Here is a 24,726-nt window from a genome sequence, read left to right on the forward strand (position 1 = left end):
CCGCAGCGGCGGGCGTCCATCACCGCGCACCCTCCAAAGACACAGCACCGCCCGACCGAGGACGGACACCCCCCGCCCCGGCCCCGACCCACAACCCACCCGTAGGCGCTACCCAAGCCCCCACCCAACCCGCACAGGCGCCGCAGGCATCCCCGCCCCACCCCCACGCACCGCAACCTCGAACGGTTGAGCGACCACCAGTAATGCCTCGGCAAAATCCACCGCACCCGGAATGGGAACCCACCCCTCCGCTGTTGCACCCCCTTGGAGGGCGCCCCACACCCTCCGTCCGGCATGCCCGCAGCAAGGAGGAACGCCACGTGAGCCAGTACGTCAGCAGGCTCGGGCGTCGTTCCCAGACCTCGCCCCCGCGACTCAGGCTCCACCGTCGCCCTCGCCGCGTCGCCATGCTCTCCGTGCACACCTCCCCGCTCCACCAGCCCGGCACCGGCGACGCAGGCGGCATGAACGTCTACATCGTCGAACTCGCGCAGCGCCTCGCAGCGATCAACATCGAAGTGGAAATCTTCACCCGCGCCACCACCGCCGCCCTCCCCCCCACCGTCGAACTCGCCCCCGGCGTCCTCGTCCGCCACGTAGACGCCGGCCCCTACGAGGGCCTCGCCAAGGAAGACCTCCCCGCCCAGCTCTGCGCCTTCACGCACGGCGTCATGCAGACCTGGGCCGGCCACCGCCCCGGCTATTACGACCTGGTCCACTCCCACTACTGGCTCTCCGGCCACGTCGGCTGGCTCGCCGCCCAGCGCTGGGGCGCGCCCCTCGTGCACGCCATGCACACCATGGCCAAGGTCAAGAACGCCAACCTCGCGGACGGCGACACCCCCGAGCCCGCAGCCCGCGTGATCGGCGAGACCCAGATCGTCGAGGCCGCCGACCGTCTCATCGCCAACACCGACGAAGAGGCCGAAGAACTCGTACGGCACTACAACGCCGACCGCGACAAGGTCGCCGTGGTCCACCCCGGCGTCAACCTCGACCGCTTCCGCCCGGCAGACGGCCGCGCAGCGGCCCGCGCCCGCCTGGACCTCCCCCAGGATGCCCTGATCCCCCTCTTCGCAGGCCGCATACAGCCGTTGAAGGCCCCGGACGTCCTCCTCCGAGCGGTCGCCGTCCTCCTCGACAACCGCCCAGAACTCCGCTCCCGCATGGTCGTCCCGGTCGTCGGCGGCCCCAGCGGCAGCGGCCTGGCCAAGCCCGAGGGCCTCCAGAAGCTCGCAGCCCGCCTCGGCATCGCAGACGTGGTCCGCTTCCGCCCACCGGTGGACCAGAGCCACCTGGCGGACTGGTTCCGAGCGGCCTCAGTCCTGGTCATGCCGTCCTACAGCGAGTCCTTCGGCCTGGTGGCGATAGAGGCGCAGGCAGCCGGCACCCCCGTACTCGCGGCAGCGGTCGGCGGCCTCCCCGTGGCCGTACGGGACGGCCGGACCGGTTACCTCGTACGCGGCCACAACCCCGCCGACTACGCGCGCGTACTCAGCGATTTCGCGGACGACGACACGCTCCCGTCCCGCATGGGCGCGGCAGCCGCCCGCCATGCCCAGTCCTTCGGCTGGGACACCTCCGCCGCCGCCACGGCGGACGTCTACACGGCCGCGATGCAGGCATACCGCCGTCGCGTACGCTCCCACCATGGGTGATGGAGACAAGACGGCGCAGGTGATCGAGGCCGCCCTCACGGACGCCGAAATCGAGTGGGAAACCCCCTCCCCCGGCAACTACGTGGCCAAGCTCCCCGGCACCCGCAAACTCTCCACGACGGTCTCCCTCCTCCTGGGCCGCCACTCCCTCTCCCTCAACGCCTTCGTCATCCGCCACCCCGACGAGAACGAGCCGGGCGTCCACCGCTGGCTCCTGGAGCGCAACCTCAAGCTCTACGGCGTGAGTTACGCGGTGGACCACCTGGGCGACATCTACGTCACCGCCAAACTCCCGCTCGGCGCCGTCACAGCGGACGAGATCGACCGCCTGCTGGGCCAGGTCCTGGAGGCCGCGGACGGCGCCTTCAACACCCTCCTCGAACTCGGCTTCGCGTCCGCGATCCGCAAGGAGTACGAGTGGCGGGTGGCCCGCGGCGAATCGACACGAAACCTAGAGGCGTTCACCCACCTGATCGAACGCCCCACTGACTGACCCCTCGCTGACCCCTCGCTGACGCCTCACTGCCCCCTCATCGACCTCTTCCTGACCCCTTCCCAGCCCCACCGCGCCGTGGCATGCTCACCGCCAACGCACTTCTGAACGTCGTTCACATCCATGAAGAGCCGCATGGAAGGACGCACGGACATGAGCACTGCGCACCTCACCAGACGGGCCCTGCTGGCCGGCGCCACGGCCGCGGCCCTGGCCACGACGACAGACACGACACAAGCCGCCGCCACCCAAGCCCCCACCACCCCCCAAACCCCCACCGCTCCCCAAGTCCCACCCCTCTGGCACGAGTTCACCCACACCCCGTACACCCACCCCCAGATCCCCTACGTCGGCCGAGCCGGCTACCGCGGCGGAGCTCCCCGTTTCCCCCGCCGTCCCTGCGTCGCCGACGTCCGCGACTACGGCGCCGTGGCGGACGGTACGACCGACTCCGCCCCCGCGATCAACCGTGCCGTCGCCGCTGCCGGAAGGGCCGGCGGCGGCACGGTCACCATCCCGCCGGGCACCTTCCGCATCGACGGCCTGATCCACATCGGCCACGACAACGTGGTGCTGCGCGGCGCCGGAAGCAGCCGCACCACCCTCCACGCCACGAAGAACCTCACCGAGCTGATCGGCGTCTACGGTTCCCGCTACGGCGGCACGAAGTCGGCGTGGTCATGGGCGGGAGGCCTGATCTGGCTGGCCCCGAAGGCCCGCTGGGATTCCCTGGTCGCCGCCATCAAGGCGCAGGCCTGGCCCTTCGAGGGCTGGACGGGCAACAAACGGGACGAGTGGGAGCCCCTCACGCCCGCCGAACCCGCCCGCCAGGGCGACTGGACCGTACAGGTCACCGACCCCTCCCGCCTCCGCCCGGGTGCCCTCACCCTCCTCCGCATCTCGGACGACGCGTCCCACACCCTCCTCCAGCACATGTCGGGCGGCGGCCCGGGCCCGGCGTCGTACTACTGGACCGACAAGACCAAACTCCTCTCCTACGTCCCCTACGAATGGCCCGTCCGCATCACCCGCGTCCGAGGCCGCAGAGTCACCCTCGAACGCCCGCTGCCCCTCGACCTCCGCCCCGAATGGACCCCCCAATTCACCACGCACGTCCGTGAGTTGACCGGCTCCGGCGTGGAAGGCCTCACCCTGGACGTGATGGAGACCCCCCAGTCCCCGCACCTCCTGGACAAGGGCTACAACGGCGTCGTGCTCCAATGCACGTACGACTGCTGGGCGGACGACGTGGCGGTCCGCAACGTCGACAACGGCTTCGGCCTCGTCGCAGCCTCCTCCTGCACCCTGCGCCGCACGCGGGTGGGCGGCCGAGGTGAACACCACCCCTACTTCTGCCGCGAGGGCTCGCACGACAACCTGATCGAGAACTTCACGATCGAACAACGCACCGTCCCGGCACCGGACGGGACGCAGTTGCACGGCATCAACGTCGAAGGCCTCTCCTCCCACAACGTCTGGTCCCGAGGCGACATGCAGATGGGCACCTTCGACTCCCACCGCGGCCTCCCGTTCGCCAACGTCCGCACCGACATCACGGTGAACAACAACGGCCGCCACGGCGGCGACGCGAACGCCGGCCCTCTCTTCGGCGCCCGCTTCACGCACTGGAACGTCCGTGTGACCAACGGCAGGGCAGGCCTGATGAAACTCGACGGCCTGGCCCCTTACTCCGCGACGGCAGGCCTCAACACGGTCACCGACTTCGACCAGACAGACGTCCCCGACTTCCCCGGCGACCTGCACTCCCGCCTGGAGCTGTACGGCACGACCGACGTCGTACGACCGCGCAATCTGTACGACGCCCAACGCGAGCTGTAGGTCAGACGGAACGAAGGACGTCGTCACCGACGAAGTCGAACATGCGCTCTCCGAGCGGGAGTTGCCCGGGCTCACCGGTGAAACGGTGGGCCCCGACGCCTTGCGATGACGCGTCCAGACGACCGTGCCGCCCGTCCGGCACAGCCGGGTGCAGTGGTCGAGGGTGCGTTGGATGCCGGCGGGCACCACATTGCCGAGCACACCGCAGACGAGGACCAGATCGGCGGGTACGAGTCCAGGTACCGGTTGGTCGACGCGGCGTCCCCGGCGACGGCTTCCCCACCGTCCAGACCGGCCGCCTCGGCCGCGCGCCGAGCAAGGCGGGAGTCGGGGGAGTCGTACGCGTCGTGCCAGGCGTGCCCGTCCATGCGGGGAGCCTAGGGGCGGGGGCCTTCCCGGCGACCGTCGTTTTCGGGACGTCCGCCCCGTGCGTACCGACCCGGTGTCACCCCCACCAACTTCCTGAAGTGGCGCGTGAGATGTGACTGGTCGAAGAAGCCTGTTGTCGAGGCGACTTCGGTCGGAGGCAGGCCGTCGAGGAGGAGGTGCCGGGCCCGTTCGACGCGGCGGGACATCAGGTACTGGTGCGGGGCGATTCCGTAGGCGGTGCTGAACGCCCGTACCAGATGGGCGGGATGGGCGTGGAGAAGGGCCGCGGCCTCGTCGAGGGTGAGGCCGGTGATGACGTGTTCGTCGAGGAGTTCGCGCAGGCACCGGGCGAGGGCGGGGTCGCGGCGCGGCGCGTCGGGGGCGGTCGGCCGGTGGAGGTGGGCGCGGAGGCGTTCGCCGATGAGGGTCAGGCGGCTCTCCGCCTCCAGTTCGTCGCCGGGGCGGCTCAGGGCCCCGTGCAGCCGGCCCACGCGCAGCCGGAGGACGGGGTCGCGCAGGTCGGGTCGGTCGACGGCCGAGCCGATCAGGGTGTCCGGCAGATGTGTGCCGTCGAGGTACAGGACGCGCTTGCGGAAGCCGTGCGGGGTGGCGGGGGAGCCGTTGTGCGGGACGTGCGGCGGAAGGAGGGTGACCGTGTCGTGCGGGGTGCCGTGCTCATGCCGGTCGAGGTCGTACCGTACGGCCCCGTCGTCCACGATGAGCAGCGTCCACGCCTCGTGCACGTGCATCGGATAGGCGTACTCGGTGAAGTGCGCGTGGAAGACCTCCACGACGCCCGGGACGGTCGGGCGCCAGGCGGAGACTTCCTGGACTTCCTGCCGGGCGGCCATGCAAAGAACGTACAAGACGGGGGAGTGGGCCGCCCGGCAGTCTCGTCGCATGAGCAGCGAACCCATCCGTTTCGACACCAAGATCGCCGTCCTGCTGCGCGAGGACCTGGAGTCCTGGCAACGCCTCAACGTCACCGCCTTCCTGGTCAGCGGTCTGAGCACACAGGCCCCCGAGGTGATCGGGGAGCCGTACGAGGACGCCGACGGCGTGCCCTACCTGCCGATGTTCCGCCAGCCGGTGCTGGTCTTCGAGGGCACGAAGGAGATGCTCACCGCGGCCCACGCGCGCGTGCTGTCCCGCTCGCTCCCGCGCGCGGTGTTCACCTCCGACCTCTTCGCCACCGGCAACGACCGTGACAACCGGGCGGCGGTACGGGCCGTGGGAACCGCCGAGCTCGACCTGGTCGGGTTGGCGGTGTACGGGCCGCGGAACGCGGTGGACAAGGCGCTGAAGGGTGCACGGATGCACCCGTGACGCCATCTACGACCGAATCTGCACAGTGCGTGCGCAACCACTGGGTGGGTGGGGTCCGTTGGGGCGGAGTTGTCCGGTTCGGAGCCGCTGCCGCAATGGATGTTGGTCCGCTGTGTGCCGCCGCGTGTGGAGAACCCGGACCCAACCCGTGTGCGCACGCACACGGTTCGGTCGCCGACACGTCCAACTGCCCTGCCGCGCATGGGTTCGGACTGGATGCCGTGCCCGCCGCGTGGTTTGATCCTGCGCACCGCGGCCCACAGTCTGTCCCCCCAGCGGGGCCGCAATCCCCCCCCATGTGGATCACCATGCGAAGGGCAGTCTCCCCATGAACTCCGCTCCCCAGGTTCAGACCGTCGAGATCTCCGACGCCGAACTCGACACCGTCTCCGGCGGCGTGAGCCCGCAGATCAGCGTCACCGCCGGCTCGACCACCCTCAGCAGCGCGGACCTCCTCGCCGAGGTCGACTCGGTCAAGGCGACGGCCCTGGGCACCCTCGGCGGCTCGCTCGGCGCGCTCCCCCACAACGTGGGCGTGAACGTCGGCTTCTGATCGACACCCATCGGCGGTCCTCGCCGGTCATCACGACCAGCCCCCTATCGGCAGGAGAAGTGCGGGTAGGGGGCTTGTTGTTGCCGTAGGTCGCCGCAGATTGCCGCACATCGCCAGGGCGGCCATGATCAGCCGGCGGCCACCTCGGGCCCGGTCTCGGCGTTCTCGGCGTCGACCTCGGCCTCGGCGGACACGGGTGTCTCCGACGCGGATCGCTCGTCCCGGTTGTGCCCCTCCTCCTCCGGCAACCGCCGCATCAGCGCGCCGTATCCCACGGCCGCCACCGTCCCGACGGCCGCGCACAGCCCCCACAGCCACTCCGCGCCGAACCGGTCGATGACCAGCCCGGACATCAGCGGCGCGACAAGGGCGGCGAGGGACCAGGACAGGGTGTAGACGCCCTGGTAGCGCCCGCGTCCATGCACCGGCGACAGCCGTACGACGAGCCCGGTCTGTGTCGGGGCGTTGATCATCTCGCCCAGGGTCCAGACGCAGACGGTGAGGGCGAAGACGCCGACCGACCCCGCGAGTGCGGTGAGCCCGAAGCCGTACCCGGCGAGCAGCGACGAAACCACGAGTAACCGCCGCACATCCCGATGCTCGATGAACCGCGTGACCGGTATCTGCAGCGCGACGATCAACGCGCCGTTGACGGCGATCGCCATGCCGTAGTCGGCGGGTGTGAACCCGGCCTCGCCCATCGCGACCGGCAGCCCGACCGACCCCTGCTGGAAGACGAGGGCGACGAGGAAGGACAGACCGACGACGCCCATGTAGCGCCCGTCGCGCAGGACGGTCCCGAGTCCGACCGCCTGCGCCGCCTTCTCGGTCGCCGTCTGCTCGGGCCGGGACTCGGGCAGCTTGAGAAAGACGACGACCGCGCAGAGCAGGGTCATCCCCGCCTCGACCAGAAACCCGGCGCGATAGCTGAACTCGGCGATGAACCCGGCGGCCATGGAGGAGACGGCGAACCCGAGGTTGATCGCCCAGTAGTTGAGCGAGAACGCCCGCACCCGGTCCTCGGGCCGCACGATGTCGGCCATCATCGCCTGCACGGCGGGCCGGGAGGCGTTCGAGGCCATACCGACGAGGAAGGCGACGCCGGCGATGGCGACGGGGTCGTGCACGAAGCCGAGCAGTGCGACGGAGACGGCGGTGGAGGCCTGGGCGATCAGCAGCGTCGGCCGCCGCCCGAGCCGGTCCGCCATCACTCCGCCCCCCAGCGACGACACGACCCCACCGAGCCCGTGCAGCGACGCGACGAGACCGGCGTAGGAGGCGGAGTAGCCGCGGTCCATCGTCAGATACAGGGCCATGAAGGTGGCGACGAAGGCCCCGAGCCGGTTGACGAGGGTGCTGGTCCACAGCCACCAGAACTCGCGGGGGAGTCCGGAGACGGTCTCCCGGGCGGCACGTCTGAGACGGGCGACGGACATGGAGAACCCCCGGTGGTAAGTGGCAGATGCGGCAGGCACAACTTACGAAGGGGTGGCCGTCCCCGGCCAGTGAATTAACAGACGCCGTCAATCGTCCGGCTGCTGGGCGGGCACTGCTCGCGGCCGAACGGGTGGATTACGCTCTCACTCATGGCCGACGCACCGTACAAGCTGATCCTCCTCCGCCACGGCGAGAGCGAGTGGAACGCGAAGAACCTGTTCACCGGCTGGGTGGACGTGAACCTCAACGAGAAGGGCGAGAAGGAGGCAGTCCGCGGTGGCGAGCTCCTGAAGGACGCCGACCTTCTCCCCGACGTGGTCCACACGTCTCTCCAGAAGCGCGCGATCCGCACCGCCCAGCTCGCGCTGGAGTCGGCGGACCGTCACTGGATCCCGGTCCACCGCTCGTGGCGCCTGAACGAGCGCCACTACGGCGCCCTCCAGGGCAAGGACAAGGCGCAGACCCTCGCCGAGTTCGGCGAGGAGCAGTTCATGCTGTGGCGCCGCTCCTACGACACCCCGCCCCCGCCGCTCGAGGACGGCACGGAGTTCTCGCAGTCCGCGGACCCCCGTTACGCCTCCATCCCCCCGGAGCTGCGTCCGCGCACGGAGTGCCTGAAGGACGTCGTCGTCCGCATGCTCCCGTACTGGTACGACGGCATCGTCCCCGACCTCCTGGCCGGCCGCACGGTCCTGGTCGCCGCCCACGGCAACTCCCTGCGCGCCCTCGTCAAGCACCTCGACGGCATCTCGGACGCCGACATCGCGGGCCTGAACATCCCGACGGGCATCCCCCTCTACTACGAGCTGAACGCCGACTTCAAGCCGGTGACGGCTGGTGGCAAGTACCTCGACCCGGAGGCGGCCGCGGCTGCCATCGAGGCGGTCAAGAATCAGGGCAAGAAGAAGTAACCCGTAACGATCAAGGCCCCTACCCGCGGTCCATCCGCCGGCAGGGGCCTTGTCGGTGTGCCGGGGCCCTCTCTGGGCCGTTATCCGCTGGACCGGGCCGTCAGATGTCGCCGGCGCGGCGCCACACGTAGGCGCCGGACGACGTCTCGATGACCTCGCGGGGATGACTTGCTGACCATTGGCGCGCGGGACGGAGGCACCAGTGACCCGGTGCTGCGGACCTTCGTCGACGTGCAGTACGCCGAGGACTGACTGAACAGGGAGGCCGGCACCCTGCCCCTGCTCACGGGGACCGGCGTGCCTGTCAACTCGTGGTCAAACGCGCTGCGCCCCGCCCTGTGATGGGCGATTCAGTACTGGCGGGTGCGGGGCGCGTCGGCGTTCTCGGAAGAAGTGCGGTTGATGTCGCAGCCAAGGCGTTCCGGGGCCTGGCCCTCGTGTCAATGTCGTTTTCTGAAACTCGTACATTAATCCCCCTCAATGGATCGCGGGATTCCGGATGGGGATTAAAGTTCCGGAAATTTGAAAATTGCTGGAATGTGAGTCGATTGGAGTGGTGTACCGGGGGTCGGTGTGCGGGTGAGGGGCCAGGGGAAGTGCTGTAAGTCAGCTATTTCTACGCATCGGCACACCGTCGACAGGCGTGGTTGTCGGGTGTAGTTAATAAAGCAGCAAACGCTGGACGGGAGGGATCTCCATGCACTATGTCTGCTCATTCGTACCCGCTCACGTCCTGGACCACATTGCGAGGGTTCATGCGCGGGAAAGCCTCGAACCGACCTACGCCCAACGGTCTGCCGTCATATCGGATCAATTCCGCAGGGCGCGGATTCAGGCGCCCGTGTTCGCACCGAACGCACCTGCCGAACAGGAACTCGAAGAGGGGTTGATCCAGGGTATCCAGATACCCAAGCCCGGCACGGCGGGTGTCGTCATCTATGACGATCTGAATCAGTGGAATTACAATGTGAAACCCGTCCGGGGCGAGGGTGACCCAGCCGTGCCGGGGCAGAACGCCAACGACGCGTACGATCACATGCACAAGGTCCTGCAGTACTACCGAGAGAAACTCGGACGCGATTCCCTGGACAACTCCGGACTGAACGTGATCGCCAACGTGAATTTCGGCGTCGGCTTCGACAACGCGTTCTGGGATCCGTCCGCACTGCTCATGGTCTTCGGGAACGGCAGCAATGTCGTCTTCCAGGACCTGACCGGCGACATCGATGTGTCGGCGCACGAACTCACCCACGGCGTGACCCAGTTCACGAGTGCGCTGAACTACACGAACGACCAGAGCGGCGCTCTCAACGAGTCGTTCAGCGACATGATCGGCTCGGCGATCGACGCCTGGGTCAACGGCCACGACGCTGAAAGCCACGACTGGCTCATCGGCGACGACATCATGGCTCCGAAACTGTTCGGCGAGGCCCTGCGCAACATGGCGGAACCGGGTACCGCGTACGACAACCCCATCATGGGGCGCGATCCGCAGCCGCGTGACATGAGCGGCTACTTCCAACCCGCGGACCCGCATCTGATGTCGGGCATCACCAACCGCTGGTTCTATCTGATCTGCCGCGAAATAGGCATCGACGAAGGCGCTCTGATCATGTACCAGACGCTGCAGAACCTCTGGCCGACGGCCAAGTTCAAGGACGCCGCCGCGGTCGCCGCGTCACAGGCGGCGATCCTCGCCACGAACAAGAAGGTGTCCCGCGACGCTCCTCAGGTGGTACGGGCCGCGGCGCGCCAGCAGGGCATCTGGTAACCCCGCACCACCAAGCCCCCTGCCTACGATCTCTTCACGAGCAGGGGGTTCCGGGGCCGGCGGGAACGTTCTTCCCACGGTCCGGCACACCCCCCGCTGACGCGGAAGGGCCCCCGGTGCACCTGGTCACCGGGGGCCCTTCACCGTCGTGGAAGAACGGCGTCGTACGCGGTCAGCCGCACTGACACGGATTGCCCGACTGGCACCCGCAGCCGCAGCCCGAGCCGCAGCCGCATGCGCCGAAGAGCGGGAGGCTCTTGATGTCGGCGGGGTGGTCCGTCTCGCGCTCCTGCGCCGGGTCGGGCTGGGTGGGGGCTTCGGCCATGGGTCCTCCTGGAGGCCTAGAGGCTGGTGCCTGTGCCCATTGCATTCCCGCTGCGGCGGGCGCATCAACGGCGCACTGTGGCGCCCACCCGCGCCCTGCCTCCGTCGGCTACGCCCCGCCCTCTCCGGCTACGCCCCCTCGACACCCGCCACCGGCTGGATCTCCGGCTGGATGTCGGGCTGCAGCTCGTCCGCGTGCTCGCCCGTGACCAGGAAGACGACGCGCTTGGCGACCGCCACCGCGTGGTCGGCGAAACGCTCGTAATAGCGGCCCAGGAGGGTGACGTCGACCGCGGTCTCGATGCCGTGCTTCCAGCGGTCGTCCAGCAGGTGCTGGAACAGCGTGCGGTGCAGCAGGTCCATCTCGTCGTCATCCTGCTCCAGCTGCATCGCCAGATCGACGTCCTTGGTGATGATGACCTCGGCCGCCTTCGCCATCAGACGCTGCGCGAGCTGGCCCATCTCCAGGATGGTCGCGTGCAGGTCGTGCGGGATCGCCCGGTCCGGGTAGCGCAGCCGGGTGAGCTTGGCCACGTGCTGGGCCAGGTCGCCCGAGCGCTCCAGGTCGGCCGACATACGCAGTGACGTGACGACGATACGGAGGTCCGTCGCCACCGGCTGCTGGCGGGCGAGCAGGGCTATCGCCCGCGCCTCCAGGTCGTGCTGGAGGTCGTCGACCTTCTGGTCGCCCTCGATGACGGCCTCGGCCAGCTTCAGGTCGGAGTCGAGGATGGCGGTCGTGGCGCGTCCGATCGCCGACCCGACCAGCCGGGCCATCTCCACCAGACCGTCGCCGATCGAATCAAGTTCCTCGTGGTACGCGTCCCGCATCAGGGTTCCCTCTCGTGCGTGTTCATCGGGGGCTGCCGGGGGTCGGGGCCCGCCGTGAAAACCGGCGCTTCGCACCCCACGCTCCCACGATCCGGCCGGAACGCGTCGGTTTCCGTCACCCCAAATGAACCATCACTGGCTCCAAGGTGAACTCTGGGCGACGAGTGTTCGAGCTCGCACCTCGACGGCTGTGGTGATGTCGTACCCCATGCCTAACCTGGACGCATGGACGTGAACGCGGCGGTCGCCGCAGCGGCAGCGATCGCCGGGGTGCTCACCGGCGTGATCGCCATGCTGGCGTTCCGCTGGAGCGAGCGGGAGCAGAAGCGCCCGACCCGCACCTCCCTGCACACGGACCCGGTGCTTCCGCCGGGCGTGGACACGGTCCTGTCGGTGCTCCGCTCCTCGGCCGTCGTGCTGGACGAGGCGGACGCCGTGGTCAAGGCCAGCTCGGCGGCGTACGCCCTCGGGCTGGTGCGCGGTGGGCGGCTTTCGGTCGAACCCATGCTGCAGATGGCCCGGGACACCCGGCGGGACGGGGAGATACGCCAGGTCGAGCTGGATCTGCCCCGGCGGGGGACCGGGCGGGGCGAGGCCCTCGCCGTGTCCGCGCGCGTGGCGCCGCTGGGCTCCCGGCTGGTGCTGCTTCTCGTCGAGGACCTCACCGAGGCCCGGCGGATCGAGGCCGTCCGGCGTGACTTCGTCGCGAACGTCAGCCATGAACTGAAGACGCCCGTCGGCGCGCTCTCCCTCCTCTCCGAGGCCGTCATGGACGCCTCGGACGACCCGGAGGCCGTCGAGCGCTTCGCCGGACGCATGCAGATAGAGGCCACCCGGCTGACCAACCTGGTGCAGGAGCTCATCGACCTCTCGCGGGTACAGAACGACGACCCGCTGGAGGACGCCGAGCCCGTCCGCGTGGACGAACTCGTCGCCGAGGCCATCGACCGCTGCCGTCACCAGGCCGGCACCAAACAGATCACCATGGCCGCCGGCGGCACCGCCGACCTGCATGTCTGGGGCAACCGCGGCCAGCTCGCCGCGGCCCTCGGCAACCTGGTCGAGAACGCCGTGAACTACTCGCCGGCCCGGACCCGCGTGGGCATAGCCGCCCGCCGGGTGACCGCGCCCGGCGGGGACATGATCGAGGTCGCCGTGACCGACCAGGGCATCGGGATATCCGAGAAGGACAAGGAGCGCGTGTTCGAGCGCTTCTACCGCGTGGACCCCGCCCGCTCCCGTGCCACCGGCGGTACGGGGCTCGGTCTGGCGATCGTCAAGCACGTGGCCGCCTCGCACGGCGGGGAGGTCACGGTGTGGAGCGCCGAGAACCAGGGCTCCACGTTCACCCTGAGGCTGCCGGAGGCGGGTGCGGCCCGTGACCGCGCCCAGCAGCACCCCGACCTCGACGGTCTCGACGAAGAGACCGGCGATTCCACCCCCGAGTCATCCCCGTACGAACCGCTTCCCGCCCCGGAGGTCCTTCCGTGACCCGTGTGCTCGTCGTCGAGGACGAGGAGTCCTTCTCCGACGCCCTGTCATACATGCTCCGCAAAGAGGGCTTCGAGGTCGCCGTCGCGACCACCGGGCCCGACGGACTCGACGAGTTCGAGCGCAACGGCGCCGACCTCGTCCTCCTCGACCTGATGCTGCCGGGTCTGCCCGGCACCGAAGTGTGCCGCCAGCTGCGTGGCCGCTCGAACGTCCCCGTGATCATGGTGACGGCCAAGGACAGCGAGATCGACAAGGTCGTCGGCCTGGAAATAGGAGCCGATGACTACGTCACCAAGCCCTTCTCGTCGCGCGAACTGGTCGCCCGTATCCGGGCCGTCCTGCGCCGCCGCGGCGAGCCCGAGGAGGTCACCCCGGCCGCCCTCGAAGCCGGCCCGGTCCGCATGGACGTGGATCGCCACGTGGTCACGGTCTCCGGCTCCAAGGTCGACCTGCCCCTCAAGGAGTTCGACCTGCTGGAGATGCTCCTGCGCAACGCGGGCCGCGTACTGACCCGCATGCAGCTCATCGACCGCGTCTGGGGCGCCGACTACGTGGGCGACACCAAGACCCTCGACGTCCACGTCAAGCGCCTGCGCGCCAAGATCGAGCCGGACCCGGGGGCGCCGCGGTACCTGGTGACGGTGCGGGGGCTGGGCTACAAGTTCGAGCCCTAAGCCGCCCACCTACTACGGTGAGTCAGCCTCGCCGCGGGGTGGGCGGAGAGGCTGAATCCTGTGGAGCGCTGGTAAGACCCGGAGAAATCCAGGCGCGGCGCTGTGAAGCAGGAAGCCCTTCAGGGTGAGCCAGAAGTTCGAGCCGTAGCTCAGAACCGCCACGGGCGGGAACCGATGACCAAGGTTCCCGCCCCAGCTGTTTGCCGAGCCGCTCAGTGACCGGCCGACGAGCTGGCGGACGCCGCGTCGGTCGGGGTCGTCGAGGTCGACGGGGAGGAGGAGGTCGAGGTCGACGGGGAGGACGACGCGCCCTTCGTCGGTGTGGCGCCGGTGCCCGGGGTGGCCGTCGGGATCGCGGTCGGGCCCCACTTGGTGAAGTAGCTGTCCGCCGGGACCACGAAGGCGCGCAGGCTCACGTCACCGGTCGTGGAGAAGGAGAAGGTGATCTTCTGCGCGTTGCCGTCCTTGACGGCCTCGCGGCTGCTCGCCAGGGAGGCGGAGGCGTTGCCCTGGCCGCCGATCACCAGGGAGCCGTGCGCCGGGATGGTCAGCGGGCCGCTGCCCTTGGCGGGCTTGAGCTCGGCCGTCTGGGAGGCGCCGGGCACGGTGATGGAGTCGAGCGTCTCGGCGGTCTTGCCATTGTTGAAGATGGTCGCGGCGATCGCCGCCGGGCCCGTCGACTGAAGGTCGGGCTGGGTGATGATCAGCGCGTTCTGGACCTTGATGTTGCCGACCTTCGCGGCCGCGTTGTCCGGCTTGACCTGCAGGGTCTGGGCATCGCTGCCGGCGGCGCACGCGGAGAGCGAGGCGGCGGAGAGTGCGATGGCGGCCGCGGCGAGGGCACCGCGTCGAAGGCTGCTGCTCACGGCGGCGGCAACTCCTTGACTCGAACGTGGCGGCCATAAAGCCGCCCCAAGTATCTGTCAGCGGCCATAGGTTACCGAGCCGCTCCCACGCCACCGCACCCGACCCTCCCCCAACGGCTGGGCTTCCCGCCGCAGGTTCCCTCAGCAGGAGGTAGCGGAGGCAGCTCGTCCGGCATTCACATAAGCGCAGCAAGAGAGCGTGAGTCATAGTCCGCCCTACGGCGCGCAAATCTTCCGTGAAGGAATGCGCGACCGTTCCCGGAATTGATCACGTCGTGCAACAACCGGCCGTCGAGGCGGCCGGTGATCAATTCCGGAATCGATGCCGAAGCGACTCCTGCCATCGAACGGAGTAGCGGAAGTCGCACATCCGGAACCGGACATATGGTGACGTTCGTCCCCGCGTGGCGGCCTCCAGATGCGTGTAACGTGCGCGTTTCACCTCCCCCGGAGAGCCCCTCCGACCTGCGAATACCCGCTTCCGCCTGCCCCGCGCAGCACGTTCCTGTTGCGATTGTCAAGCCCCGAGATATGCCCTGACCTGCGAAAACGCCATTCAGAACACGCCGAATCCGTGTTACCCTGGATAGCCACGGAAGGGGTACCTGTCACATGACGTTCAAGGTTGGCGACACCGTGGTCTATCCCCATCACGGGGCCGCGCTGATCGAGGCCATCGAAACTCGCCAGATCAAAGGCGTGGACAAGACCTACTTGGTGCTGAAGGTCGCCCAGGGTGACCTGACGGTACGTGTGCCAGCGGACAATGCGGAGTTCGTCGGCGTGCGTGATGTGGTCGGTCAGGACGGGCTGGACCGGGTCTTCGAGGTGCTGCGCGCGCCGTACGCCGAGGAGCCCACGAACTGGTCGCGTCGTTACAAGGCAAACCTGGAGAAGCTCGCCTCCGGCGATGTCATCAAGGTTGCGGAGGTCGTGCGTGACCTGTGGCGTCGTGAGCGCGAGCGCGGACTGTCCGCCGGTGAGAAGCGCATGCTCGCCAAGGCCCGCCAGATCCTGGTGAGCGAACTCGCCCTCGCGGAGAACACCAACGAGGACAAGGCCGAGGCCCTGCTCGACGAGGTTCTCGCGTCCTGAATCACTGACGCAGGCGCCCTGCCCGCCTCAGCACTCGGTACAGCGAAGTACACCGAAATGCCGCGGTGCCCGATGACAGCTCCACTGTCGCCGGGCGCTGCGGCATGTTCGTACTCGGACGCCGTACGTACGCCCATCACGGGGGGATGCCCCCGATACTTGGCGTGCCGGGCCCGGGCAGCTGGCTCGACCGGTGTCACGGAAGGGTCCGGTCAAGGCGTCGCGCCCGGCACTTCCCAGGCCATACCCACCAAGGCCGAGCACACAAACCTGACAGGAACCGATGTCTCACGATTCGCGCCCTTCGCCCGCAGGAGACCGCACGAGTGACCGTGCGAGCGCCCGCACCGCCGCCGTGATCCCGGCCGCCGGCCGGGGCGTACGCCTCGGTCCGGGCGCCCCCAAGGCGCTCCGCGCGCTGGGCGGCACACCGATGCTCGTCCACGCGGTGCGCGCGATGGCCGCGTCCCGCGCGGTCTCGCTGGTCGTTGTCGTGGCCCCGCCCGACGGCGCCCCCGAGGTCAAGTCCCTCCTCGACGCGCACGCGCTGCCCGAGCGCACGGACTTCCTGGTGGTCCCGGGAGGAGAGTCCCGCCAGGAGTCGGTGAAGCTGGGCCTCGACGCGCTGCCGCCGGACTACGACATCGTGCTGGTGCACGACGCCGCCCGTCCGCTCGTACCGGTCGACACGGTGGACGCGGTGATCGAGGCGGTACGGGACGGAGCGCCGGCCGTCGTGCCCGCGCTGCCGCTCGCGGACACCGTGAAGGAGGTCGAGCCGGCCGACGTCCCCGGTGAGCCGGAGCCCGTGGTGGCCACTCCGGTGCGGGCGCGGCTGCGTGCGGTCCAGACGCCCCAGGGCTTCGACCGGGCCACGCTGATCCGTGCCCACGACGAGGTCACCGAGGACGTCACCGACGACGCGAGCATGATCGAGCAGCTGGGCCTGCAGGTCGTGGTCGTCCCCGGCCACGAGGAGGCGTTCAAGGTCACGCGCCCGCTGGACCTGGTGCTGGCGGAGGCGGTCCTGGCGCGCAGGAGGCTGAACGATGGCTTCTGACGCCGCACCCGATTTCCGGCCACCGCCGGGTGACCCGCTTCCCCAGGTCGGCATCGGCACCGACATCCACGCCTTCGAGGAGGGCCGTGAGCTGTGGTGCGCGGGGCTGAAGTGGGAGGGCGAGGGGCCGGGGCTGGCCGGCCACTCCGACGCGGACGTCGTCGCGCACGCGGCGTGCAACGCGCTGTTCTCGGCCGCCGGGCTCGGTGACCTGGGGCAGCACTTCGGCACCGGGCGCCCCGAGTGGTCCGGCGCGTCCGGCGTCACGCTGCTGACGGAGGCCGCGCGGATCGTGCGCGAGGCGGGCTTCCGGATCGGGAACATCGCCGTACAGGTCGTAGGCCCGCGTCCGAAGATCGGCAAACGGCGCGACGAGGCACAGAAGTTGTTGTCGGAGGCGGCCGGGGCGCCGGTTTCCGTGTCCGGGGCGACGACGGACGGGCTGGGGTTCCCAGGACGGGACGAGGGCCTGATGGCGGTGGCGACGGCGCTGGTGGCGCGGGTCGACTGAGGGCCAACGTCACGAAAACGTCCCCTTGAGCGGAAGGGGCGTAAGGCACTCCCTTCCGCCCACTACCCTGGAGTGGTGACTATTCGCCTGTACGACACCAACGCCCGGCAGATCCGTGACTTCATCCCGCTCACGCCGGGTTGTGTCTCGATCTACCTCTGTGGTGCCACCGTGCAGGCGGCCCCGCACATCGGGCACATCCGCTCGGGCCTCAACTTCGACATCATGCGCCGCTGGTTCGAGTACCGCGGCTACGACGTGACGTTCGTCCGCAACGTCACGGACATCGACGACAAGATCATCGCGAAGGCGGCCGAGCAGGGCCGCCCGTGGTGGTCGATCGGGTACGAGAACGAGCGGGCCTTCAGCGACGGCTACACCGCGCTCGGTTGCCTGCCCCCGACCTACGAGCCACGGGCCACCGGCCATGTGACCGAGATGGTCGAGATGATGCAGGTCCTCATCGAGCGTGGTCACGCGTACGAGGCCGAAGGCAACGTCTACTTCGACGTGCGCTCCTTCCCGGGCTATCTGGAGCTGTCGAGGCAGGAGCTCGACAACCTTCTGCAGCCCTCGGGCGACGGCGAGACCGGCAAACGGGACCCGCGGGACTTCGCCCTGTGGAAGTCCGCGAAGCCCGGCGAGCCGACCTGGGGTACGCCCTGGGGCCGGGGACGGCCCGGCTGGCACCTGGAGTGCTCGGCCATGGCGCACAAGTACCTGGGCTCCGCCTTCGACATCCACGGCGGTGGGCTGGACCTGATCTTCCCGCACCACGAGAACGAGATCGCGCAGGCGAAGGCCTTCGGCGACGACTTCGCCCAGTACTGGGTGCACAACGCCTGGGTCACCATGGCCGGCGACAAGATGTCGAAGTCGCTGGGCAACAGCGTGCTCGTGTCCGAGATGGTCAAGGCCTGGCGGCCCATCGTGCTGCGCTACTACCTCGGCACTCCGCACTACCGCTCGATGATCGAGTACAGCGAGGAGTCGCTGCGCGAGGCCGAGTCGGCGTTCGCGCGCATCGAGGGCTTCGTGCAGCGCGTCGTGGAGAAGGCCGGTGTCGTCGAGCCGTCCGCCGAGGTGCCGCCCGCCTTCGCCGAGGCGATGGACGACGACCTGGGCGTTCCGCAGGCCCTCGCCGTCGTGCACACCACCGTCCGGCAGGGCAACAGCGCGCTGGCCGCCGACGACAAGGAAGCCGCCGTGGCCCGCCTCGCCGAGGTCCGTGCCATGCTCGGCGTCCTCGGGCTCGACCCCCTCGACCCGGAGTGGGCCGGCGAGACCGACCGCGGGGAGGACCTGCACGGCGTCGTCGACACCCTGGTCCGTATGGTCCTCGACCAGCGCGAGGCCGCCCGGGCCCGCAAGGACTGGGCCACCGCGGATGCCATTCGCGACCAGCTCAACCAGTCGGGCCTCAGCATCGAGGACAGCCCGCAGGGCCCGCGCTGGAGCCTCGGCCCACGCTGAGCCCCGCTCCGGTCACCGAAGATCGATTGTGCCGCCCAGGTCTCCGGGCGGCACACTGCATAGACGTACGAAAACATCAGCAGTGCTTCCAGCAGTACTTCCCGTACTTCCGTAGAGAACAGGTAGGTCATGGCCACTAACAACCGCCGCATGTCCGGCAAGAAGGGCGCGCAGGTCGGCAGTGGTGGCCAGCGGCGCAGGGGCCTCGAGGGCAAGGGCCCCACCCCGCCCGCCGAGATGCGCAAGGGCCACAAGAAGAACCGCGTCGCCAACGCCAAGGCGAAGCAGGCCGTACGCCGTCCCACGCCCCGCGGCCGCGGCGGCAAGTCGTCCTCCGAGCTGGTCGTCGGCCGCAACCCGGTGGTCGAAGCGCTCCGCGAAGGCGTACCGGCCTCCACCCTCTACGTCCAGCAGTTCATCGACAACGACGAGCGCGTCCGCGAGGCCCTCCAACTCGCCGCCGAGCGCGGCGGGATCAACCTCATGGAGGCCCCCCGCCCCGAGCTCGACCGCATGACCAACGGCCTCAACCACCAGGGCCTGGTCCTCCAGGTCCCGCCGTACGAGTACGCCCACCCCGAGGACCTCGCCAACGCGGCGTACGACGGCGGCGAGGACCCCCTGATCGTCGCGCTCGACGGTGTGACCGACCCCCGCAACCTCGGCGCCGTCGTCCGCTCCGTCTCCGCCTTCGGCGGCCACGGCGTCGTCGTACCCGAGCGTCGCGCGGCCGGCATGACCGCCGGTGCCTGGAAGACGTCGGCCGGCACCGCGGCCCGCACCCCCGTCGCCCGCGCCACGAACCTCACCCGCGCCCTGGAGGCGTACAAGAAGGCGGGCATCGTGGTCGTCGGTCTCGCCGCCGACGGCGAGCACGAGGTCGGCGAACTGGAGGCCCTGCAGGGCCCGGTCGTCATCGTGGTCGGGAGCGAGGGCAAGGGCCTGTCACGCCTGGTCGGCGAGACCTGCGACTACCGGGTCCGCATCCCGATGCCGGGCGGGGCGGAGTCGCTGAACGCGGGTGTGGCGGCCGGGATCGTGCTGTACGAGGCCGCACGCACGCGCGGCTGAACACGCGTCCGTAGCCTCACCCGTACGGGTCAATCTGGGCGTCACGGGCAAGCTTGACGGAGTCCGGACACATCCGGCGAGTCAGGGCAGTGTCCTAAACACACGTCACTCGGTTAGATGAGTGTGGACACCAGAACACCCCGCACACCCACGGGGGACGGCCCGTCGGGATTCGACGACGCTCCCGCGCTGAGCATGGTGAAGGTGCCGAGCGATCCGGCGCAGATCATCGTCAATCATGCGAGCTTCCGCGTGCAGTTCGGCGCCTCGACGCGCGCCCAATCGCCGCGGATCGCACGGCACTTGGGCGCCGCCGACACCGCCCGGATCCCCGCCGCGAGCGCCGCGGCGGCCAGACCGGGGGCGGGCGCGGCCCGTCGTCGGCCCGTCGTCTGGAGCGGCAGGTCGGCCCCCGACGACACCGGCGCCCACCGCCTGCTCCAGGCCGTGCGGGGCGGCAGCGTCCGGCACCCGGAGGAACCTGCGGGCGACGCCGGGGCCACGCAGGTCATCCCGCGTGTCGACGTCGGCGCCGGCACGTACGACGAGTGGGGGGCGACCGTCGAGACTCCCGTCGTGGGGGTCCAGCGCCGCCACGACGACATGGACGGCACCCGTCGGCTCCCCGACCTGCGCACCGTGGGCAGCGCCTACGACGAGGAACCCGCCTATGGGGGTGTCGAGTTCGAGGAGTACGGCGAGGAGGAGGCGGAGGGCGGCCGGCCCCCCAAGCCGTACGGCGACGACCCGGCCCGGCACGCCTACTACCCCGGCCGCCGGATGAACCTCGGAGTCGTCCTGCTCCCGCTCCGTATCTTCCTCGGCTTCATCTCCGTCTACGCCGGCATGGGCAAGCTCTGTGACCCCGTCTACTTCGACGGCGGCAAGCGCGGCTCGATGGTCAAGTGGCTCAACACCCTGCACCCGTGGGAAGTCGCCGAGCCCCTGCGCCAGTTCGCCCTGCACCACCCGGTCGGCTCGGGCCTCGTCATCGCCTTCGCCCAGGTCGTCGTCGGCGTCCTGACGGTCCTCGGCTGCTGGCAGCGCGTGGCCGCCGTCCTCGGCGCCCTGCTCTCCGCCGCGCTGATCGTCACGGTCAGCTGGAAGACCGTCCCCGCCTATGACGCCCCCGACATCATCTACCTCGCCGCCTGGTCCCCGCTGATCATCGCGGGCGCCCCCGTCTACTCCGTCGACGGCCGCCTCGCGGGCAGGGCCTGGCGGCGGCTCGGCCCCCGCGCGGACATCTGGGACCTGCGGGCCTACGTCCTGCGTCGCGGCGCCCTCGTCACGGCGATCGCGGTCGGCCTCACGCTCCTCGTCGGTTCCCTGCTCGGCGGCGCGGTCCGCGACGCCGACCGCGTGGTCGTGCCCGGCCCGGGCGAGGCCCCGCGCAACGAGCTGCCGGGCTCCCCGCTCCCGCAGGAACCGGGCAGCCGGCCCCCGTCGACCTCCCACACGCCCACCCAGGGCGCGACGGCCGGCTCCACCCCGACCAGCAGGGCGACGACCCCGAGCAGCACGGCGACGGGCGGCGCCCCGAGCCAGACGCAGGGCACCGTGGGCCAGGCCCCGCCCCAGCACACCTCCCCGTCCGGCGGCGGCGCCCCCAGCACCACCTCCGGTCCCACGTCCGGCGGCTCCACAGGCGGCACCGGCTCAACCGGCGGCACCGGCTCCGGAGGCTCCTCCTCCGGCCAGCCGGGCCTGGTGGGCGGCCTGTTGGGGTAACCAAGCCGGTGGGCGGAATCCTGGGCACACCCGCCGGCTGAGAGACACCGGCCCACACGAAAGGTCCCGTACAGCGGATGTACGGGACCTTTCGGTGTGCGGAGGCGGGACCCTTTTGGCGCCGGGCGAGTGCAAGGCTTTCAGGGGCGTGGGGCTGTATCAATGTGCGGCTCGGCCGCGTGGGCGCGACAAACCCCCACTCACTCGCAGCCGCCCGACAACCTCTGGGACCGAGCTCTCAGCGCCCCAGAGCCGCCAGTTCCTTCGCGGCCTCGGTCAGGTCCTTCGCGGTGTCGATGGCCCGCCAGTACGCCCCTTGCGGGATCGGGAAGCCCGCCAGACGCTTCTCACGGGCGAGGTGGGGGAAGGTCGTCCGCTCGTGGTCGCCCCGCTCCGGGAGCAGCCCGGCGAACTCGGGTGAGAAGACGTACACACCGGCGTTGATCTCGAAGGTGGACGGCGGGGCCTCGATGAAGTCCGTGATGTGTCCAAAGCCGTCCGTCTTCACCGCGCCCCACGGAATGCGGGGACGCGCCAGCGCCAACGTCGCGACAGCGTCCCGCTCGGTGTGGAAGTCGGCCATGTCCCGCAGCGAGAAGCGGGTCCAGATGTCGCCGTTGGTGGCGTACCAGGGCCGGTCCGGGTGGGGGAGGTGCGCGGCGGCGTACTTGAGGCCACCGCCGCGGCCCAGCGGCTCGGTCTCGACGGCCGTCGTGACGTTCACCGGGAGGTCCGCAGTCTTCAGCCAGTCCTGCAGCACCTCCGCGAGATGCCCGCAGCTGACCACCACGTCCGTCACGCCCTCCTCGGCCAGCCAGACGAGCTGATGGCCGATGATCGGCGTCCCCGTGCCGGGGATCTCGACCATCGGCTTGGGCCGGTCGTCGGTGTAGGGACGCAGCCGTGAGCCCTGGCCACCGGCCAGGACGACGGCTTGCACGGGGCGGGACGCAGCGGTCGGATGGGTCATGACCGAAACTGTACGGGGCGTCCCGCTCGCGGCTTACGCCAGCAACAGTTCCTTAATCAGCCGTTACCCTCCTCCGAACCGATCCGAAGGACCGCACCGGAAGAGGGCCCGGCGGCCAGGTCAGCCGCGCGTGGCGGCGACCCCGGAGGCGAAGGACGTGTCGCAGACCGGGCGGGCGTACGACTGCGCCCGCGGCGCACCGTATACACGCGCCGCCGCACGGCCCAGGGCGCGGGCGATGGCGTTGCAGTGCCCGGCGAGCGACGGGCGCTCGGTCACGGCCTCCTGAAGGTGTGTGAGGACGACGCCCGGGTTCTTGTTCTGGAGCTCGGACAGCAGCTGGTCACGCAGGACGTCCTGCGGGGCACGGTGGACCGCCGCCGCGGCGGCGCCGGGCTTCGCGTCATCGATCGCGTCGGAGGCGGTGAGCACCGACTGGGACGGGCTCCCCGTCCAGTTGACCCGGGTGACCGCGAGGGTCCCGGAGAGCACCAGGACGACGGGCAGGACAAGGGCGAGTGTGCGGCCGATCCGGCGGGCGGGGCCCCGGCCGCGTCGCGTCTGTTGGCTAGTGGAGTGCTTCACGCGAGTGAGGGTAGCGCCCGGTAATGATTTGGCGACATTTAGTCACCGGTTCGGGGGATGAACTGGTGACTCTTTTTGGGTACAGCGTTGACGTACACCGCTCGAAATGACCGGCCTGCCGGGGTATTTGTCGACAACGGAAAGGGCCCCGCAGCAGGTCGCGGGGCCCTCTTCGTCAACCTGGGTGAATTCACCCGGGATGCGTGTTTCTGAAGTTGCCGGAAGGGTCCGGCGGCTCAGTCGGTGAGGCGCTCGCCCGTGGAGGTCGAGAACACGTGGGTCTCGCCCGGACGCGGCACGACGTGCAGCGTGGAGCCCTTCTCCGGGACGCGGCGGCCCTCGACACGGACGACCAGGTCCTTGGTCTCGCCGCCGACCTGGGCGGTGCCGTAGACGTAGCCGTCGGCGCCGAGCTCCTCGACGACGTTCACGGAGACCGCGAGACCGGCCGGCTTGTCCTCGGTGTCCTTGGTCAGGGCCGAGGCGGCGCCGCCGTTCTCCTCGACGATGTCGAAGTGCTCCGGGCGGACACCGACGGTGACCGTCTTGTCGCCCTTGTCCGTCGCGGCCTTCAGGGCGTCACGGTTGACCGGGACGACGCTGTTGCCGAACTTCACACCGCCGTCGGTGATCGGGACCTCGACCAGGTTCATGGCCGGGGAGCCGATGAAGCCGGCGACGAACAGGTTGGCCGGGCGGTCGTACATGTTGCGCGGCGAGTCGACCTGCTGGAGCAGACCGTCCTTGAGGACCGCCACACGGTCGCCCATCGTCATGGCCTCGACCTGGTCGTGGGTGACGTAGACGGTGGTGATCCCGAGACGGCGCTGCAGCGAGGCGATCTGCGTACGGGTGGAGACACGCAGCTTGGCGTCCAGGTTCGACAGCGGCTCGTCCATGAGGAAGACCTGCGGCTCACGCACGATGGCGCGGCCCATGGCGACACGCTGGCGCTGACCACCGGAGAGGGCCTTCGGCTTGCGGTCCAGGTACTCGCTCAGGTCGAGGATCTTCGCGGCCTCCTCGACCTTCTTGCGGATCTCCGCCTTGTTGACGCCGGCGATCTTGAGCGCGAAGCCCATGTTGTCGGCGACGGTCATGTGCGGGTACAGCGCGTAGTTCTGGAACACCATGGCGATGTCCCGGTCCTTCGGCGGCAGGTGCGTGACGTCGCGGTCACCGATGCGGATGGCGCCGGCGTTCACGTCCTCGAGCCCCGCGAGCATGCGGAGCGAGGTGGACTTGCCGCAGCCGGACGGACCGACGAGGACGAGGAACTCGCCGTCCCCGACCTCGATCTCCAGTCCGTCTACGGCGGGCTTCTCGGTGCCCGGGTAGATCCGGGTCGCTTTGTCGAACGAGACAGTGGCCATGGTGATGGGCCCCCTTCTACCGGCAGGAACGTGCCGGACGATCCGTTGTAGGAAGGTGGTGGTGTAGTCCACGAGGGTGAACCGGCTCAGGACGCTACCTGGCGTTCAGCCGTATGTCAGTACCTGCAGGCATGTGAACTTCGCGGAAATTTTCGACAGGGGGCGTCTGGGACCTTGGGTACACTGCACGGGCACGAACGTCACGCGCGCGTGCATGCCTCCTTAGCTCAGATGGCCAGAGCAACGCACTTGTAATGCGTAGGTCGTCGGTTCGAATCCGACAGGGGGCTCTCGCAGAGGGATCGCAGAGC

Annotated in this window: 23 protein-coding genes and 1 tRNA gene; 16 read left to right on the forward strand and 8 right to left on the reverse strand. The window is 69.6% G+C overall.

The features are described from left to right. The first annotated feature begins 320 nt into the window (after positions 1-320). The 3 genes from mshA to ACWC09_RS23455 all read left to right on the forward strand — a co-directional run bounded on the left by mshA (position 321) and on the right by ACWC09_RS23455 (position 3,990). Positions 321-1,658 (forward strand): D-inositol-3-phosphate glycosyltransferase, encoded by a 1,338-nt coding sequence (mshA, locus tag ACWC09_RS23445; RefSeq protein ID WP_450852524.1) that lies wholly within the window; start codon positions 321-323, stop codon positions 1,656-1,658. Then, complete coding sequence (locus ACWC09_RS23450; RefSeq protein WP_450852525.1) at positions 1,651-2,151, forward strand: YbjN domain-containing protein; 501 nt, start codon at positions 1,651-1,653, stop codon at positions 2,149-2,151. Before mshA ends, ACWC09_RS23450 begins: the two co-directional genes overlap by 8 nt. Before the next feature lie 153 nt (positions 2,152-2,304). After that, a complete protein-coding gene (locus ACWC09_RS23455; RefSeq protein ID WP_450852526.1) occupies positions 2,305-3,990 on the forward strand; it encodes a glycosyl hydrolase family 28-related protein in 1,686 nt (561 codons plus the stop codon). Positions 3,991-4,367: 377 nt separating this feature from the next. On the opposite strand, the gene ACWC09_RS23460 is transcribed toward ACWC09_RS23455, so the two are convergent. Continuing rightward, on the reverse strand, positions 4,368-5,210 hold the full coding sequence (locus tag ACWC09_RS23460; RefSeq protein WP_450852527.1) for an AraC family transcriptional regulator: 843 nt from the start codon (positions 5,208-5,210) through the stop codon (positions 4,368-4,370). 49 nt (positions 5,211-5,259) lie between these two features. Between ACWC09_RS23460 and ACWC09_RS23465 the strand changes: the two genes are divergently transcribed. Together ACWC09_RS23465 and ACWC09_RS23470 are read left to right on the forward strand one after the other, a co-directional pair. Next, on the forward strand, positions 5,260-5,685 hold the full coding sequence (locus ACWC09_RS23465; protein ID WP_450852528.1) for a DUF2000 family protein: 426 nt from the start codon (positions 5,260-5,262) through the stop codon (positions 5,683-5,685). 328 nt (positions 5,686-6,013) lie between these two features. Continuing rightward, positions 6,014-6,238, forward strand: a complete 225-nt coding sequence (locus ACWC09_RS23470) for a hypothetical protein (protein WP_450852529.1) — start codon at positions 6,014-6,016, stop codon at positions 6,236-6,238. Positions 6,239-6,366: 128 nt separating this feature from the next. Here ACWC09_RS23470 and ACWC09_RS23475 read toward each other — a convergent pair whose 3' ends face one another. Then, positions 6,367-7,674, reverse strand: coding sequence for an MDR family MFS transporter (locus ACWC09_RS23475; RefSeq protein ID WP_450852530.1), 1,308 nt, complete (start codon positions 7,672-7,674; stop codon positions 6,367-6,369). 150 nt (positions 7,675-7,824) lie between these two features. Here ACWC09_RS23475 and ACWC09_RS23480 point away from each other — a divergent pair, with 150 nt between their 5' ends. Next, positions 7,825-8,586 carry a phosphoglyceromutase gene (locus ACWC09_RS23480; RefSeq protein ID WP_450852531.1) on the forward strand — a complete coding sequence of 254 codons (762 nt, stop codon included), beginning with the start codon at positions 7,825-7,827 and terminating at the stop codon, positions 8,584-8,586. A gap of 841 nt (positions 8,587-9,427) precedes the next feature. Then, positions 9,428-10,357, forward strand: a complete 930-nt coding sequence (locus tag ACWC09_RS23485) for a M4 family metallopeptidase (RefSeq protein WP_450852532.1) — start codon at positions 9,428-9,430, stop codon at positions 10,355-10,357. A 172-nt stretch (positions 10,358-10,529) separates the two neighbouring features. Here the strand turns inward: ACWC09_RS23485 and ACWC09_RS23490 are convergent, their stop codons facing one another. After that, positions 10,530-10,682 carry a hypothetical protein gene (locus ACWC09_RS23490; RefSeq protein ID WP_450852533.1) on the reverse strand — a complete coding sequence of 51 codons (153 nt, stop codon included), beginning with the start codon at positions 10,680-10,682 and terminating at the stop codon, positions 10,530-10,532. 128 nt (positions 10,683-10,810) lie between these two features. After that, positions 10,811-11,512 (reverse strand): phosphate signaling complex protein PhoU, encoded by a 702-nt coding sequence (gene phoU, locus ACWC09_RS23495; protein WP_450852534.1) that lies wholly within the window; start codon positions 11,510-11,512, stop codon positions 10,811-10,813. Positions 11,513-11,737: 225 nt separating this feature from the next. On the opposite strand from phoU, the gene ACWC09_RS23500 reads away from it, so the two are divergent. Beyond that, positions 11,738-13,003, forward strand: a complete 1,266-nt coding sequence (locus ACWC09_RS23500) for a sensor histidine kinase (RefSeq protein ID WP_450852535.1) — start codon at positions 11,738-11,740, stop codon at positions 13,001-13,003. After that, positions 13,000-13,680 (forward strand): response regulator transcription factor, encoded by a 681-nt coding sequence (locus ACWC09_RS23505; RefSeq protein ID WP_015659563.1) that lies wholly within the window; start codon positions 13,000-13,002, stop codon positions 13,678-13,680. Before ACWC09_RS23500 ends, ACWC09_RS23505 begins: the two co-directional genes overlap by 4 nt. A gap of 212 nt (positions 13,681-13,892) precedes the next feature. Here ACWC09_RS23505 and ACWC09_RS23510 read toward each other — a convergent pair whose 3' ends face one another. After that, a complete protein-coding gene (locus ACWC09_RS23510) occupies positions 13,893-14,546 on the reverse strand; it encodes a DUF461 domain-containing protein (RefSeq protein ID WP_450852536.1) in 654 nt (217 codons plus the stop codon). Positions 14,547-15,158: 612 nt separating this feature from the next. Between ACWC09_RS23510 and ACWC09_RS23515 the strand changes: the two genes are divergently transcribed. From ACWC09_RS23515 to ACWC09_RS23540, 6 genes are all read left to right on the forward strand, one after another. Beyond that, complete coding sequence (locus ACWC09_RS23515; protein ID WP_003953493.1) at positions 15,159-15,641, forward strand: CarD family transcriptional regulator; 483 nt, start codon at positions 15,159-15,161, stop codon at positions 15,639-15,641. Between the two features lie 283 nt (positions 15,642-15,924). Then, complete coding sequence (gene ispD, locus ACWC09_RS23520; protein ID WP_450852537.1) at positions 15,925-16,701, forward strand: 2-C-methyl-D-erythritol 4-phosphate cytidylyltransferase; 777 nt, start codon at positions 15,925-15,927, stop codon at positions 16,699-16,701. Next, the gene (ispF, locus tag ACWC09_RS23525) at positions 16,691-17,212 is read left to right on the forward strand and encodes a 2-C-methyl-D-erythritol 2,4-cyclodiphosphate synthase (RefSeq protein ID WP_450852538.1); all 522 of its coding nucleotides are present in this window, start codon (positions 16,691-16,693) and stop codon (positions 17,210-17,212) included. The genes ispD and ispF overlap by 11 nt, the downstream gene beginning before the upstream one ends. 75 nt (positions 17,213-17,287) lie before the next feature. Further along, positions 17,288-18,685, forward strand: a complete 1,398-nt coding sequence (gene cysS / locus ACWC09_RS23530; RefSeq protein WP_450852539.1) for a cysteine--tRNA ligase — start codon at positions 17,288-17,290, stop codon at positions 18,683-18,685. A 129-nt stretch (positions 18,686-18,814) separates the two neighbouring features. After that, positions 18,815-19,756 carry a 23S rRNA (guanosine(2251)-2'-O)-methyltransferase RlmB gene (rlmB, locus tag ACWC09_RS23535; protein ID WP_450852540.1) on the forward strand — a complete coding sequence of 314 codons (942 nt, stop codon included), beginning with the start codon at positions 18,815-18,817 and terminating at the stop codon, positions 19,754-19,756. A 117-nt stretch (positions 19,757-19,873) separates the two neighbouring features. Further along, positions 19,874-21,487, forward strand: a complete 1,614-nt coding sequence (locus tag ACWC09_RS23540; RefSeq protein ID WP_450852541.1) for a DoxX family membrane protein — start codon at positions 19,874-19,876, stop codon at positions 21,485-21,487. A 238-nt stretch (positions 21,488-21,725) separates the two neighbouring features. On the opposite strand, the gene ACWC09_RS23545 is transcribed toward ACWC09_RS23540, so the two are convergent. The 3 genes from ACWC09_RS23545 to ACWC09_RS23555 all read right to left on the reverse strand — a co-directional run bounded on the left by ACWC09_RS23545 (position 21,726) and on the right by ACWC09_RS23555 (position 24,415). After that, positions 21,726-22,457: a nucleotidyltransferase family protein gene (locus ACWC09_RS23545; RefSeq protein ID WP_450852542.1), complete on the reverse strand. Its 732-nt coding sequence runs from the start codon at positions 22,455-22,457 to the stop codon at positions 21,726-21,728. A 120-nt stretch (positions 22,458-22,577) separates the two neighbouring features. Continuing rightward, positions 22,578-23,042, reverse strand: coding sequence for a hypothetical protein (locus tag ACWC09_RS23550; protein WP_450852543.1), 465 nt, complete (start codon positions 23,040-23,042; stop codon positions 22,578-22,580). Positions 23,043-23,278: 236 nt separating this feature from the next. Next, positions 23,279-24,415 carry an ABC transporter ATP-binding protein gene (locus ACWC09_RS23555; protein ID WP_450852544.1) on the reverse strand — a complete coding sequence of 379 codons (1,137 nt, stop codon included), beginning with the start codon at positions 24,413-24,415 and terminating at the stop codon, positions 23,279-23,281. Between the two features lie 216 nt (positions 24,416-24,631). On the opposite strand from ACWC09_RS23555, the gene ACWC09_RS23560 reads away from it, so the two are divergent. Then, positions 24,632-24,705, forward strand: a tRNA-Thr gene (locus tag ACWC09_RS23560). Positions 24,706-24,726 lie beyond the last annotated feature (21 nt).

This window comes from Streptomyces sp. NPDC001617 (assembly GCF_053596855.1).

Coding starts and splice junctions, on each gene's coding strand:
- ACWC09_RS23475 (WP_450852530.1), bottom strand. CDS start 7,674: ATGTCCGTCGCCCGTCTCAGACGTGCCGCCCGGGAGACCGTCTCCGGA.
- ACWC09_RS23465 (WP_450852528.1), top strand. CDS start 5,260: ATGAGCAGCGAACCCATCCGTTTCGACACCAAGATCGCCGTCCTGCTG.
- ACWC09_RS23460 (WP_450852527.1), bottom strand. CDS start 5,210: ATGGCCGCCCGGCAGGAAGTCCAGGAAGTCTCCGCCTGGCGCCCGACC.
- phoU (WP_450852534.1), bottom strand. CDS start 11,512: ATGCGGGACGCGTACCACGAGGAACTTGATTCGATCGGCGACGGTCTG.
- ispF (WP_450852538.1), top strand. CDS start 16,691: ATGGCTTCTGACGCCGCACCCGATTTCCGGCCACCGCCGGGTGACCCG.
- ACWC09_RS23540 (WP_450852541.1), top strand. CDS start 19,874: ATGAGTGTGGACACCAGAACACCCCGCACACCCACGGGGGACGGCCCG.
- ACWC09_RS23455 (WP_450852526.1), top strand. CDS start 2,305: ATGAGCACTGCGCACCTCACCAGACGGGCCCTGCTGGCCGGCGCCACG.
- rlmB (WP_450852540.1), top strand. CDS start 18,815: ATGGCCACTAACAACCGCCGCATGTCCGGCAAGAAGGGCGCGCAGGTC.
- ACWC09_RS23480 (WP_450852531.1), top strand. CDS start 7,825: ATGGCCGACGCACCGTACAAGCTGATCCTCCTCCGCCACGGCGAGAGC.
- ispD (WP_450852537.1), top strand. CDS start 15,925: ATGTCTCACGATTCGCGCCCTTCGCCCGCAGGAGACCGCACGAGTGAC.
- ACWC09_RS23450 (WP_450852525.1), top strand. CDS start 1,651: ATGGGTGATGGAGACAAGACGGCGCAGGTGATCGAGGCCGCCCTCACG.
- ACWC09_RS23470 (WP_450852529.1), top strand. CDS start 6,014: ATGAACTCCGCTCCCCAGGTTCAGACCGTCGAGATCTCCGACGCCGAA.
- ACWC09_RS23500 (WP_450852535.1), top strand. CDS start 11,738: ATGGACGTGAACGCGGCGGTCGCCGCAGCGGCAGCGATCGCCGGGGTG.
- ACWC09_RS23490 (WP_450852533.1), bottom strand. CDS start 10,682: ATGGCCGAAGCCCCCACCCAGCCCGACCCGGCGCAGGAGCGCGAGACG.
- ACWC09_RS23545 (WP_450852542.1), bottom strand. CDS start 22,457: ATGACCCATCCGACCGCTGCGTCCCGCCCCGTGCAAGCCGTCGTCCTG.
- ACWC09_RS23555 (WP_450852544.1), bottom strand. CDS start 24,415: ATGGCCACTGTCTCGTTCGACAAAGCGACCCGGATCTACCCGGGCACC.
- ACWC09_RS23515 (WP_003953493.1), top strand. CDS start 15,159: ATGACGTTCAAGGTTGGCGACACCGTGGTCTATCCCCATCACGGGGCC.